Source organism: Pseudomonas anatoliensis (assembly GCF_017976235.1).
Taxonomy (GTDB): Bacteria; Pseudomonadota; Gammaproteobacteria; order Pseudomonadales; family Pseudomonadaceae; genus Aquipseudomonas; species Aquipseudomonas anatoliensis.
In genome coordinates, this window is the sequence record NZ_JACVHC010000009.1 from 132,959 (window position 1) to 145,494 (window position 12,536).

The following is a 12,536-nucleotide window of genomic DNA, read 5'->3' on the forward strand; positions in this document are numbered from 1 at the left end:
AGATCCGTGAATTGGGAAAATGAAGGTGTCTTGATGGTATCCATCACTGCGAGGGGTGTCAGTCAGATTCGTCGCCCCTCAAGAATTCTTCCTCGGCACCATGAACTACACTTCCTCATTACCCCGCATCACCGCCAACCCCAGGCCCCGCCGGAGGTAATCATGAATCGCCTAACGTCCATCGCGCTGATGATCGCTGCCCTGTACGCCACTCACGTCAGCGCCGAATCCATCGTCCCGCTCAAAGGTCAGACCTCCCAGCAAACCCAGATCGACATCAACGACTGCCACTCCATCGCATCGACTTCAACGACTTCAACACCCCAGGCGGGTGGGCGTCTGAAGGGGGCCGCTGTCGGTGCCGCCGCTGGAGCCGCAGGTTCTGAAGTCCGCGGTCGTCAACACGATGAGGTTTACGACCGCGTCGACGATGATCGCAAGCAGGATTACCGACAGAACCGTGCCCAGCAAACCGCTGCGGCCGGTGCGGTAGTCGGCGGCTCTCGACAGCGGCAAGAGCGTCGCGCGCAGAGCAAAACCGATGCCGCGGCCAGTTCCAGTGCCTACACCGGGTGTTTGCAAGGACGCGGCTATCAGGTCACGCCTTGACGGCGGGTTCTGTGCCCTTGGAGCAGGTGCATCATCAAAACGCCGTAAAGCGTTACCAGGATAAACAGGCCCATGCGCACGGCAAACGCTGTGTAGACGTCTTTGCCTGCCGCGCTGTCCTGCACGGATTGGCCGAGCAGGATGATCATCGTTATCAGGGTGTTGAGCCAGAACCCCGGGCTGAACTGCGTCGGGCTGAGGCGATAGAGTTTGCGCGCCAGCCATAGCCCGATCAGCAGCATCCACAGGAAGAACATCCACAGGTGCACGAAAAGGCTTAATCCGCACCACACCAGCACCGCCAAAACGCCGGCGAGCAGGGTCGAACCGACCAGTTCGCGTCCCGCTTGATGAGTGTTGGTCGTGGAGCTTTGTTGGCCGAGGCTGACGGCTTTGAGGATGATCGGCATGTAGCTGGCCGGGTCGCTCAGGGCCAGCAAAAAGGTTGGCAGCACGATCAGCGTGGCGCGCAGGGCCACGCGCGGTACCTCGTCGGCGGGCATGGCGGGCGGCTTGGGCGGGACGGGGCTGTTTGCCGGTTCCGGGAATAATGCGTGGCTGACGCCGACCACCGCGACTGCCAGCAACAGGCCTTTGACCAACGCACCAATCACCGCTATCGCCAGATCGAATTCAGCGAACCCGGCGGCGGAGATCATGGTCATGCCGATCACCAGAAAGGTCACGATCAGCGGGTTGCCGCCGCGCAAACCAAAGCGGAACACCAGAAACAAACCGAGGCCGATCAACAACACGCCACTCACCGGGTAGTAACGCAGCAGCGGCATCAGCAGCAGGCCGATGCTGGTGGTGAGCGCCGCGACCAACGCCAGCACCAGCGCACCTTTGAGCGGCAATGGTCGGGGCAGACTGGCCAGCAGCAGCACCGCCAACACTGGCGAGATAAACGCCAGCGGCAGCGCCAGCGCATAACTGACGGCGGTGCACAGCGCGGTGCCGAACGCCAGGCGCAACGCCCGTTGCGCCGGGACGCTGCGCTCAGTAGGCATACGACAGCCAGCTCATCAGCCCGACAAACAGCCGCCCCAGCGGATTGAGCGGGTTGCCTTCGGTGGGGAAGGCCATGACTTCAGCCTGACCACCGGCACGGATCGCGCGGTTGTCGACCAGGCGTTTTTTCGCCTCCTCAGTGAGCTCGATAATCACCGGAAAACGCTGCGCCGGACGCAGCCAGTCACGGCTGTTCTGGATGCTTGGCAAGGTGCCGGGCGCGGGTGTCTGGCCGACGCTGACGCCATAACCGACGCTGCGCACTCGGCCATCGAGGACTTCGCCGGGCAGCGCGTCGAGGACGATGGCCACCGGCGTTCCGGGCTGCACGCGGCCGAGGTTGTTTTCGGTGAGGTCGGCGCTGATCCACACATCATGAATGGCGATCAGGGTCATCACCGGGCTGCCGGCAGCGGTGAACTGGCCGACGTCGGTGCGCAGGTCCGTGATCAACCCGGCCGAACGTGCGCCGATGCGAGTGTTGGCCAGATCCAGTTCGGCTTTTGCCAATGCCGAGGCAGCGCTGCGCAGCTGCGCGTTGGTGTCGGTGTTGCCACCTTCCTGCTCCTGCGCGCGCTGCACTTCGGCGCGGGCGGCGGCGACTTGGGCGACCGCTTGTTCGCGGTTGGCTCGCGATACTTCAAGCAAGCGCACGGAGATGGTGCCCGGATCCTGTTTGTATAAACCTTCGAGGCGTTGATTGTCTTGCCGCGTCTTGAGTTCGTTGGCTTGCGCGGCGCGCAGCGAGGCTTGCGCCGAAGCGATGCCGGCGGTGCTGGCGCCGACCTGACGGCGGGTCGACTCCAGATCGGCTTTCGCCCGATCCACGGCGATTTGCAGCGGCTGCGGGTCGAGTTCAAAGAGCACGTCGCCAGCCTTGACGTCCTGATTGTTGCGCACGTTGACCCGGATGACCCGACCGGCGACTTCCGCCGCCACCGGAATCACGAATGCGCCGACCCGCGCCTGCTGGGTGTAGGGCGTGTAGCGGTCGGCGAGCAGATACCAGGCCAGGCTCAGCACAATCACCAGCAGCACCCAGCGGATGCCTTTTTTGGCCGGATCGGTCGGGGCTGGCGCGGGAGTCGGAGCCGGGGCGGGAGGTGCGGCGTCAGTCATGGCGGCTGTCCTGCGACGGGAGTGGATACAGCGGTTGGGCGGGCGGCGCGGTGAGCAAGTCGCCCCAATTTGTGCGTTGTTGCATCTGTTCGCGCGTCGGTTCGTCGACCTGCGGCGAAGTGCTTTGCCAACCGCCACCCAGGGATTTGTAGAGGGCGATCAGGTTGCTCACGGCGTTGCTGCGGCTGACCAGATAGTTGTCCTGCAATTCCAGCAGCGCGCGTTGCGCATCGAGCACGCGCTGGAAGTCCGAATAGCCTTCGCGGTATTGCGTGTTGGCCAGCACCAGTGAACGCCGCGCGGCGCCTTCGGCCTCACGCAGAATCCGCTCGCGTTCCAGTGCTTTGCTCAAGCCACTGGCGGCGTCGTCGGCCTCGCGTGCGGCTTGGCGAACCTTGTCGCGATAGGCTTCGATCAGTTGCTGCAAGCGCGCGTCCTGCACCCGTATGTTGTTGCGGATGCGCCCGTAATCGAAGATGTTCCAGCGCAGGCTCGGCCCACCGATCAGGTCGAGGCTGCGCGGTGTGGCGCTGAGGGAGTCGGTAGACCAGACGATGCTGCCAAGCAAGGTCAGCGACGGATACAGATCGGTTTCAGCGACACCGACCAGCGCCGATTGCGCAGCGACGTTCAGCTCCGCCGCGCGCACATCGGGACGGCGTAGCAGCAGGTTGGCCGGGACGTCTTGCAGCACCGCGCGATCAACCAGTGGAATCAATGCCGTTTGTTCGGCCAGCAATGCTGCGCCACCGGGCGGCTGGCCAACCAGCACCGCCAGCGCATTGCGCGTGCGCAGCAGTTGATCTTCGAACGCCGGGATGCTGCTCAGCGTGCCGAGGTATTGGGTTTTCGCCTGTTGCAGATCGAGTTCGGCGCTCTGGCCGCTGTTGAAGAGTTGTTCGGTGATCTCGAAATTGCGCTTTTGCTGCACAGCATTTTCCCGGGCGACGCGCAGCCGCGCTTCGGTGGTGCGCAGGGAGAAATAGGTGTCGGCAACTTGTGCGCGCAGCAATACAAGGGCGTCTTCATAGTTGGCTTGCGCGGCAAAATATTGCGCATCGGAAGACTCGATGGCGCGACTGAAGCGGCCCCAGAAATCCAGTTCCCAGCCAACATCAAATGCGGCGCTGTGCTGCCAGAAGTGCAGATCCTGCGGATTGTTGCCGCCGGACTGCTGACGGTCGACATACAGGCTGTCGACGCCGACCTGTTGCAATTGTGGGTAGCGACCGCTTTCGGCGATGCCCAGTTGTGCGCGGGCTTCGAGCACGCGCAGACCCGCGATTTTCAGGCTGCTGTTGCGCGCATCGGCTTCGCTGATCAGGCGATCCAGCACCGGGTCGGCGAAGACCTGCCACCACTGGCGCAGATCCGGTTGCGCGGCGCGCTCACTGGCCTGCTCCAGAGCCGTGCTGTTCCATTGTTTGCTCCACGCTTCGCCTGGCGGCTGAAAATCCGGCCCCAGGCGCACGCAGCCGCTTAAGCTCAAGGCGCCAAGTAATAGCAGGTGACCGGGCCGCGTGAACAGGGTTGTTGTTGCAGGCATTACGCGTTTCCCAGGCCGCAAATATCACTGGAGCATAGACCGAGGATTACAGGTTGCTCGGGCGAATCTGCTGCTACGCTTTGCAGGCAACGGAACTCCACCCAGACAGGTAAGAAACCATGGACACTGCCCAAGATCCGCTGACCCCGCCGGCTCCCGCAACCTGGCGCTTCAAGGTTGGCGTGGGGATCATTTGCCTGATGCTCGGTTCGTGGCTGATGGTGCCGCTGGCGGCTGCACTTGATGTGCCCGGCTCGAAAGTCGCAGCGCTGACCGGCGTGCTGTTTATCAGCAACAAGGTGTTGTTGCTGGTGGTGATCGCGGTGATGGGCAAGGCTGGATTTGCCGAGCTCAAGCGCACGATCGGGCGTTATGTCTCGGGGATCATTCCAGCCCCGGTGGACGAGGTCGGGCCGACGCGCCATCGCATTGGCGTGGTGATGTTTTGCCTGCCGTTGCTGTCGTCCTTTCTGGAACCGTATTTCGATAACTTCTGGCCAGGGTTGCGGCCCAATCTGTGGCAGATGCAGTTGCTTGGGGATTTGATGTTTGTTGGCAGTTTCTTCGTGCTGGGGGGGAATTTCTGGGACAAGGCTCATGCGCTGTTTGTGCGTACCGCCAAAGTGGTTTCGCCTTGATTTTGAATTGGAATTTATTGTGGCGAGGGGATAAGTCCCCTCGCCACGGGTTTGCATAACGCTCTACTTGATATGTGCAGCAAACCCGATCAGATCCGGTGCAACATCGTCTTTCAACGTCAGCGCCGGAATCTCGTAATCCCCCGCATTTTGCTGCCGAAACGCAATCGGCCGCGTGCTCCACAACTCATCCAGTCGCCGTCCCAGTTCATCAGTTGTCTGCGCATACCGCGTTTCATCCATGCGGCTGGTGCGATAGACAAGGAAGGGCGGTAGCACGTCAAAACCGGGGTAGTGGAGTACCCCGTGCTGGATCGGAAACAGCAGGTCATCAATCGGCCCGTTGATCCCTCGTGGGTTGTAGTGCGACTCCCAGCCTCCGGTCGTAACCATCAACATCGCCCGTTTGCCGCTCATTTTCCCTTCGCCATAACGCTCGCCCCAACGGCTGTCGGAGTGTTCGCCGACGCCGTAGGCAAACCCGTAGGCGTAGACACGTTCGACCCAGCCCTTGAGGATCGCCGGCATCGAGAACCACCACAGCGGGAATTGCAGAATCAGCGCGTCGGCCCACAGCAGTTTCTCCTGTTCGGCGGTGATGTCGGCGGCTTGGGTGCCTTGGGCGTAGGCGAGTTTGGAGTCCAGCGATGGATGAAACGGCTGGCTGTCGTCGCGGGCGGGGGCATCGTCGGCGTCGAGTGTGGTTTTCCAGTTCATTGCATAAAGGTCGGAAACCTGCACGGTATGCCCCGCAGCTTGCAGGCGCTGGACGGTGAAGTCCCTGAGTGAGCCATTGAGCGAGGTGGGTTCGGGGTGGGCGTAAACCAGTAGTACTTTCATGTTGAAGCTCCGTTGCTGAGTGAGGGCAGGATCGGCGTTCAACAGGTATATTGGAAATGAATGTCTGACATATCTGGTATAGAGATGAATAATTTACGGCGACTGGATATCAATCTGCTATTGACCCTGGACGTGTTGCTGGCAGAGCACAACGTCACCCGCGCCGCGCAACGGTTGAACCTGTCGCAGCCGTCGGTGAGTGTTCACCTGGCCAAGTTGCGCGACATCTTCGCCGATCCGCTGTTGTTGCCCGGCCCCCGAGGCATGCGCCCGACGGCGCGTGCCGATGAATTGCGTGAGCCGTTGCGCGAGGCGCTAGAGGCACTGGAACGCGCGGTGGCGCCGGCCAGTGCGTTCGACCCGGCGCAGGCGGCGCACACCTGGCGAATCGCCGCGACGGACTACGGCGAATCGACCATCGTCCTGCCGGCCCTGAGCGGGTTACGCGCAAAGGCGCCGGGCACGCGTTTGGCGGTGATCGACCTGACGCCGCCACAATTGGTCAAGCAAGCCGAGCAAGGGGTGTTTGATCTGGCGCTGCACATCACAGAAGAGGCGCCGCTGGAGTTGCATCAACGCGTGCTGTTCACCGAGCACTACGTGTTGGCCGGTCGAATCGGGCATCCGAAGCTGAAGCGTAAACCGAGCCGCGAAGAGTTCTGCGCGCTGGAACACGTGATGGTTTCGCGCGAAGGCGGGGGCTTTTTCGGGGTGACTGACAAGGCGCTGGCCGATGTCGGGTTGCAGCGCAAAGTGGTGTTGTCGGTGCCGCACTTTCTGATGGTGATGTCGGTACTGGCGAGCACCGATCTGGTGGCGATGCTGCCGTCACGCTTGGTGCGCGGCAACCCGGCACTGCAAGTGGTCGACGCGCCGCTGGAAGTGCCGGGCTACGAGATGGCGATGTTCTGGGGCGAACGGCTGCATCGCGATCCGGCGCACAAATGGTTTCGCGAGCATTTGGCCGCGACGGTGTGACCGTCAGGCATGGCCGAGGGCAACCGCGAACGACACAACGATCATGCAAGCGAAGGCGAAATTGAGATTCATGCGGGGTCCATCCTGGCCTGTTTAGAGTGGGTGCATTCTGAACAGGTTGAATGCAAAGGAAAAATTCGGCTTGTCGATTCCAATGATCGAAGCAATCGATAGCTGTGTGTTTGTGTTTGCCCGACGCTTTCGCTAATCTGCGCGAAACCTGCAATTACAAGCACAAACAGGCAGAATCATGCACGATCATTCCGTCACCGAGCTACCGTCCCTGCGCCGACAGAAAATCCTTTTGATCCTGGAACGCGACGGCAAGGTCATGGCCTCCGAGCTGAGCCAGCATTTTGCGGTGTCCGAAGATACGATCCGCCGCGATCTCGCCGAACTCGATAACGCCGGGCTGGTGCAGCGCGTACACGGCGGGGCGTTGCCGCGGCCCAAAGACACCGGCAAGGATTACTTCACCCGCATCAGCGAAACCGATGAAGTGAAGACCCGCCTGGCGCAGCTCGCTGCCGGACGGGTCAAGGACGGCCAGATCGTGCTGTTCGATTCCGGCACCACCACGTTGCAGATCGCGCGCTCATTGCCTGCGGACATCCGGATCACCGCTGTTACCACGTCGCCAATGACCGCGATCACACTCGCCGAATACCAAGGCATCAAGGTGATTCTTGCGGGCGGGCAACTCAATCTGGCGACGATGTCGGTCAGCGGCCACGAAACCGTGCGGCTGCTGCAAAGTATCAAGGCTGACGTGCTGTTTACCGGGGTCTGCGCGATTCATCCGGAGGTGGGGCTGAGCTCGCTGTATTTCGATGAGGTGCCGGTGAAGCAGGCATTGTTCGAGAGCGCTGCGCAGGTGATTGCTGTGACCACGGCGGACAAGCTGGGGGCGGTCGAGCCGTTTGTGGTGACGCCGTGCAATCGCGTGCATACGCTGATTACCGAGCAGCATCTGGCATCGGGCAGTGTTGAGGATTATCGGCGGTTGGGGATTGAGGTGGAGCAGTTGTCTGACTGAGTTTTGTAATCAGCGCTCAACCCTGTAGGAGCTGCGGCACGCTGCGATCTTTTGACTTTGATTGTAAAAAACAAGATCAAAAGATCGCAGCCTGCGGCAGCTCCTACAGGTTTATTGGTGTACATGGATTATGTGTACGACGCGGACACTGTGGGAGCTGGCTTGCCAGCGATGGGGCCAATACAGTCAACGCAATTTTTCAAGCATCTGGTAATACCACATCCCCGCCGCAAGCAACGGATTGCCGAGCAAATCCCCCATCGGCACGCGAATGTGCTGACACGCCGCGAACGTATCGTACTGCTCCATCTGCCCGGTAATCGCCCGGCTCATGATTTCGCCCATGATGTGCGTCGTGGCGATGCCATGGCCGGAATAACCCTGGCAGTACCAGACGTTGTCCGAGAGTTTCCCCAGTTGCGGGATGCGGTTGATGACGATGCCCATCGCGCAACTCCACTGATAATCGATCTGCACGCCTTTGAGCGCCGGGAAGGTCTGCTCGATGCACGGGCGCAGTTCGGCAGCGATGTCGCGTGAGTCCTTGCCGCTGTAGTTGGCGCCGCCGCCAAACAGCAGACGACCGTCGGCGGTGAGACGGTAGTAGTCGAGGACAAAGCGGCAGTCGTACACCGCGAGGTCTTCGGGGTTGATCTGCCTGGCAAGATCGCCCAGCGGCGCAGTGGTGACAATGCCGCCCATGGCCGGGAAAATCTTGCCTTTGAGCTGGCCGGGTTCGAGCTTGTGATAAACGTCGCCGGCCAGCATCACCTGGTTGGCGTCGATCTGGCCGTGGGCAGTTCTCACGCCTGGTGTGTCACCGTGAATGATCTCCAGCACTTCGCTGTTTTCGAAGATCAGCGCACCGAGACTTTCCGCCGCCCGCGCTTCACCGATGCACAGGTTGAGCGGGTGCAGGTGCATGTTGCGGGTGTTCTTGATCGCGCCGTGGTAGAGGTCGCTTTGCAGCAGATCGCGCACCTGGCTGCGGTCGAGCAGGCTGACCTCGTCACCCAGACCGCGACGCACGGCTTCTTCGTAGTCCTTGCGCAGATCGGTCATGTGGCTTGGCTTGTACGCGGCGTGCAGGTGGCCGTGTTTGAGGTCGCACTGGATGGCGTATTTTTCCACGCGATGTTTGATGATTTCATGTCCGCGCCAGCGCAGGTGCCAGATGAAATCGTCCACTTCGTCACCGAGTGTCGGGCGCATCTGTTTGCGCATCGCGCCGTCGCCGGAGAGGCTGCCGGTGACCTGCCCGCCATTGCGCCCGGTGGCGCCCCAGCCGATTTTGTTACTTTCGACGATGGCGACCTTCAAGCCTTTTTCGGCGAGTTCGACAGCGGTGGCGACGCCGGTGAAGCCGCCGCCGATGATCACCACATCAACCTTGTGCCGGCCCTGCAGGGTCGAGTAGTCGGTCTCGTGGTTGAGGGTGGCGGTGTAGTAGGAATTGCAGCGATTGGTCATTTTAATTTCCACACAAATTCGGGAGACAGGATGCAGTCCCCTGTGGGAGCTGGCTTGCCAGCGATAGCGGAGTGTCAGTCACCAGAGATGCTGAAGGTGCCGACCCCATCGCTGGCAAGCCAGCTCCCACAGGTTGCATTGGTGTAATCAGGCCTCGGTCAGATACCAACGCCAATCCTGCTCACCCACTTCTGCCATGAACTGCCGATACTCGGCACGCTTCACCGCCAGGTACACCCCGAGAAATTCCTGGCCCAGCGCATCCCGTGCCCACACCGAATTTTCCAGCGCTTGCAGCGAAGTCAGCCAATCGGTCGGCAGCAATTCCTTGGCTTGCGCATAGCCGTTGCCCGTAACCGGCGCGCCCGGATCAAGGTTTTCCCGAATGCCACGATGGATGCCGGCAAGAATTGCCGCCGCCGCCAGATACGGGTTGGCATCGGCGCCGCAGATGCGGTGCTCGATGTGGCGGGTGTTGGCCGGGCCGCCGGGTACGCGCAGGCTGACTGTGCGATTATCGACGCCCCAGGTCGGCGCCAATGGCGCGTAGCTGTTGGCCTGGAAGCGCCGGTAAGAGTTGGCGTTCGGGCAGAACAGCAGCAGCGAATCAAGCAACGAAGCGAGCATGCCGCCAATCGCTGTGCGCAGCAGCGGTGTGCCGGCCGGGTCTTGCGAGGCGAACAGATTACGCCCCTCGTCATCGGCGAGGCTGACATGCATGTGCATGCCGGTGCCGGCCAGATCATCGAACGGCTTGGCCATGAACGTCGCCTGCATGCCGTGCTTGTGCGCCACGGCTTTGACCAGTCGCTTGTAGCGCACCGCCTGGTCCATCGCCTCCAGCGCATCGCCGTGTTCGAGGGTGATTTCCACCTGACCCGGTGCGTATTCCGAGATTGCCGTACGCGCCGGAATGCCGTGCAGTTTACAGGCGCTGTAGAGGTCGGCGAGGAACGGTTCGATCTGTTCCAGCTCGCGCAATCCGTAGACCTGGGTATGTCGCGGTCGACCGCCGTCAGCATCCAGCGCCGGTTGCGGTCGCCCGTTGTGATCGCGTTTGGCATCGAGCAGATAAAACTCCAGCTCGCAGGCCATCACCGGGTTGTAGCCCTCGGCCTTAAGGCCGTCGATGACCTTGATCAGCAGGTGTCGCGGGTCGGCAATGCTGGCGGGCATGCCCTCGGTCGGGTGCATGCTGACCTGCACCGCAGCGGTCGGAATCTTGCGCCACGGCAGGCGCACCAGACTGCCTTCCAGCGGATAGGCGCGGCAGTCGATATCGCCGACGTCCCAGACCAGACCGGAGTTCTCGACGTCCTCACCTTGCACGGTCAGACCGAGGATGGTGCTGGGCAGCGGGCGACCGCTTTCATACACGGCGAGCAGTTCTTCGCGGTGCAACAGCTTGCCGCGCGGCACGCCGTTGGCGTCGAGGATGAACAGCTCGATCATGTCGATGTCGGGGTTTTGTTCAAGGAACAGACGTGCGTCTTCAATGGCTGCGAATTTCATGGCAAACACTCACGTTGGCGCCGCACAGGCGCGCAGATTCAGGCCGGACGCGGTGCGATAACAGGCGCGGGCGTCTTGGGCAGGGATATCAAAAAGTCTGGAGAATTCGCTGATGCCAATCAGTCAGGAAAAACACAGAACCTTGTGGTGAGGGGATTTATCCCCGATGGGGCGCGAAGCGGCCCCACTTAACCAAAGGCTGGGAACTGCTGCGCAGTCCAACGGGGATAAATCCCCTCGCCACAGGTTTAGCGTTGGCATCAGTGCTTAACGGATATCCGGCGGGCGTGCGGAGTGACGCAGCTTGGAACGGCGCAGGGCCATTGGGAGATTGACGATACGATTCATACGCCGCCCCTTTGAGAGAGGGCGCGCAGAGTAGAGACGTTCAACGATTCTGATTGTTGTAGTGACGTGCTCATAACGCATGTTTCCGTTGGCGGAAAACGTCGGCGGCGGGACTGACCCCTCAACCGGTGTGCCCGGATAGTAAGGGGGAATCTGCGGGCGTGTAAACGACTGTTTCGGGGACTGAGCAGTGTGCCCACAGGAAAGCGGCGAATCAGCCGCCGGTCATGTTCATGAAGCGTACGACCTGGACGTCGTCGTTGATTTCGAAATTATGCCGATACGGTTTGATTTTCATCGCCTCGATGATGGCGTTTTCCAGACGTTGCGGATGCCCCGGATGAGCGCGCAGCACCGCTTTCAAATCCACCGAATGTTCGTTACCCAGACACAGTAGCAGGCGACCTTCGACGGTGAGCCGCACGCGATTGCAGGTGCCGCAGAAGTTGTGGCTGTGCGGCGAGATAAACCCGAGGCGAATCTCTGGTGCCTCGGCCAGACGCCAATAGCGCGACGGGCCTTGAGTCGATTCCGTCGAGTCGATCAGGGTGTAGCGCTCGGCAATTTTTTCACGCACCTGCACGCTGGAAAAAAACGACTCCGCGCGGCTGTGGTCGCTGATGATCCCTAGCGGCATTTCCTCGATGAAAGAGATATCGAGCTGATGGTCGATGGCAAAACTCACCAGATCATTGATCTCGTGATCGTTGCGGCCCTGCATCACCACGCAGTTGAGCTTGGTACGAGTGAAACCGGCCTGGCGCGCGGCATCGATGCCGTCGATCACTTGTGCCAGATCGCCGGTGCGGGTCATCTGTTTGAAGCGCTCGGGATCGAGGCTGTCGAGGCTGATGTTCAGGCGCTTGACCCCGGCGTCGAACAGCGGCGCGGCGAGCTTGCCCAGTTGCGAGCCGTTGGTGGTCAGGCACAGTTCCCGCAGGCCGGGCAGCGCGGCGATCTGCTCACACAACTGCACCACGCCGCGACGGATCAGCGGCTCGCCGCCGGTGAGGCGAATCTTGCGGGTGCCCAACGCCACGAAGCTCTGCGCCAGTTGGAAGATTTCTTCCAGCGTCAGCACTTGCTGGCGTGGCAGAAACTGCATGTCTTCAGCCATGCAATAGACACAGCGGAAGTCGCAGCGGTCGGTCACCGACATGCGCAGATAGTCGACCCGGCGGTTGTGAGCATCGATCAGGACGCGCTCTGTCATGACTGCCTCGCAGTATTGAAACCGCTGATGAACGGGTTTGGACGGGCAGGGTAGGCGTAACTGCCACAGGCGTCCAATCAGTGAAAGTTAACGGCTGATTGATAGCGTCGATGACCAACATCGCCAGCAGGCTGTCCTCCACCACCGATCCATGTGGGAGCTGGCTTGCCAGCGATTAAGCCAGCACAGTCGATATTAATGTTGACTGACCCACCG

At 61.1% G+C, this 12,536-nt stretch carries 11 protein-coding genes; 4 read left to right on the plus strand and 7 right to left on the minus strand.

Going from position 1 to position 12,536, the window contains the following annotated elements; translation table 11 throughout:
* Positions 1-162 precede the first annotated feature (162 nt).
* Entirely contained in the window at positions 163-609 is a 447-nt protein-coding gene (locus ICA16_RS25900; protein ID WP_210555148.1) for a YMGG-like glycine zipper-containing protein, read from the plus strand.
* On the opposite strand, the gene ICA16_RS25905 is transcribed toward ICA16_RS25900, so the two are convergent.
* From ICA16_RS25905 to ICA16_RS25915, 3 genes are read right to left on the minus strand one after another with little or no spacing between them, the layout of a single operon-like run.
* The gene (locus ICA16_RS25905) at positions 594-1,619 is read right to left on the minus strand and encodes a DUF2955 domain-containing protein (RefSeq protein ID WP_210555149.1); all 1,026 of its coding nucleotides are present in this window, start codon (positions 1,617-1,619) and stop codon (positions 594-596) included. The genes ICA16_RS25900 and ICA16_RS25905 overlap by 16 nt on opposite strands.
* A complete protein-coding gene (locus ICA16_RS25910; protein WP_150708753.1) occupies positions 1,609-2,739 on the minus strand; it encodes an HlyD family secretion protein in 1,131 nt (376 codons plus the stop codon). The genes ICA16_RS25905 and ICA16_RS25910 overlap by 11 nt, the downstream gene beginning before the upstream one ends.
* Positions 2,732-4,285: a TolC family protein gene (locus ICA16_RS25915; protein ID WP_210701935.1), complete on the minus strand. Its 1,554-nt coding sequence runs from the start codon at positions 4,283-4,285 to the stop codon at positions 2,732-2,734. The genes ICA16_RS25910 and ICA16_RS25915 overlap by 8 nt, the downstream gene beginning before the upstream one ends.
* A gap of 119 nt (positions 4,286-4,404) precedes the next feature.
* Here ICA16_RS25915 and ICA16_RS25920 point away from each other — a divergent pair, with 119 nt between their 5' ends.
* Positions 4,405-4,923, plus strand: coding sequence for a transporter suffix domain-containing protein (locus ICA16_RS25920; protein WP_150605166.1), 519 nt, complete (start codon positions 4,405-4,407; stop codon positions 4,921-4,923).
* Positions 4,924-4,986: 63 nt separating this feature from the next.
* Here the strand turns inward: ICA16_RS25920 and ICA16_RS25925 are convergent, their stop codons facing one another.
* Complete coding sequence (locus ICA16_RS25925; RefSeq protein ID WP_210701936.1) at positions 4,987-5,763, minus strand: NAD(P)H-dependent oxidoreductase; 777 nt, start codon at positions 5,761-5,763, stop codon at positions 4,987-4,989.
* An 84-nt stretch (positions 5,764-5,847) separates the two neighbouring features.
* Between ICA16_RS25925 and ICA16_RS25930 the strand changes: the two genes are divergently transcribed.
* Positions 5,848-6,741: a LysR family transcriptional regulator gene (locus ICA16_RS25930; protein ID WP_210701937.1), complete on the plus strand. Its 894-nt coding sequence runs from the start codon at positions 5,848-5,850 to the stop codon at positions 6,739-6,741.
* Positions 6,742-6,991: 250 nt separating this feature from the next.
* A complete protein-coding gene (locus ICA16_RS25935; protein ID WP_210701938.1) occupies positions 6,992-7,777 on the plus strand; it encodes a DeoR/GlpR family DNA-binding transcription regulator in 786 nt (261 codons plus the stop codon).
* Positions 7,778-7,963: 186 nt separating this feature from the next.
* Here ICA16_RS25935 and ICA16_RS25940 read toward each other — a convergent pair whose 3' ends face one another.
* The 3 genes from ICA16_RS25940 to moaA form a co-directional block, all read right to left on the minus strand.
* On the minus strand, positions 7,964-9,247 hold the full coding sequence (locus tag ICA16_RS25940; RefSeq protein WP_210701939.1) for an NAD(P)/FAD-dependent oxidoreductase: 1,284 nt from the start codon (positions 9,245-9,247) through the stop codon (positions 7,964-7,966).
* A 147-nt stretch (positions 9,248-9,394) separates the two neighbouring features.
* Positions 9,395-10,759: a glutamine synthetase family protein gene (locus tag ICA16_RS25945; protein WP_210701940.1), complete on the minus strand. Its 1,365-nt coding sequence runs from the start codon at positions 10,757-10,759 to the stop codon at positions 9,395-9,397.
* 562 nt (positions 10,760-11,321) lie between these two features.
* On the minus strand, positions 11,322-12,320 hold the full coding sequence (gene moaA / locus ICA16_RS25950; RefSeq protein ID WP_210701941.1) for a GTP 3',8-cyclase MoaA: 999 nt from the start codon (positions 12,318-12,320) through the stop codon (positions 11,322-11,324).
* Positions 12,321-12,536 lie beyond the last annotated feature (216 nt).

What these genes read in the sequence shown, in the direction of transcription:
- ICA16_RS25900 (WP_210555148.1), top strand. Translation starts at nt 163, where the DNA reads ATGAATCGCCTAACGTCCATCGCGCTGATGATCGCTGCCCTGTACGCC.
- ICA16_RS25905 (WP_210555149.1), bottom strand. Translation starts at nt 1,619, where the DNA reads ATGCCTACTGAGCGCAGCGTCCCGGCGCAACGGGCGTTGCGCCTGGCG.
- ICA16_RS25910 (WP_150708753.1), bottom strand. Translation starts at nt 2,739, where the DNA reads ATGACTGACGCCGCACCTCCCGCCCCGGCTCCGACTCCCGCGCCAGCC.
- ICA16_RS25915 (WP_210701935.1), bottom strand. Translation starts at nt 4,285, where the DNA reads ATGCCTGCAACAACAACCCTGTTCACGCGGCCCGGTCACCTGCTATTA.
- ICA16_RS25920 (WP_150605166.1), top strand. Translation starts at nt 4,405, where the DNA reads ATGGACACTGCCCAAGATCCGCTGACCCCGCCGGCTCCCGCAACCTGG.
- ICA16_RS25925 (WP_210701936.1), bottom strand. Translation starts at nt 5,763, where the DNA reads ATGAAAGTACTACTGGTTTACGCCCACCCCGAACCCACCTCGCTCAAT.
- ICA16_RS25930 (WP_210701937.1), top strand. Translation starts at nt 5,848, where the DNA reads ATGAATAATTTACGGCGACTGGATATCAATCTGCTATTGACCCTGGAC.
- ICA16_RS25935 (WP_210701938.1), top strand. Translation starts at nt 6,992, where the DNA reads ATGCACGATCATTCCGTCACCGAGCTACCGTCCCTGCGCCGACAGAAA.
- ICA16_RS25940 (WP_210701939.1), bottom strand. Translation starts at nt 9,247, where the DNA reads ATGACCAATCGCTGCAATTCCTACTACACCGCCACCCTCAACCACGAG.
- ICA16_RS25945 (WP_210701940.1), bottom strand. Translation starts at nt 10,759, where the DNA reads ATGAAATTCGCAGCCATTGAAGACGCACGTCTGTTCCTTGAACAAAAC.
- moaA (WP_210701941.1), bottom strand. Translation starts at nt 12,320, where the DNA reads ATGACAGAGCGCGTCCTGATCGATGCTCACAACCGCCGGGTCGACTAT.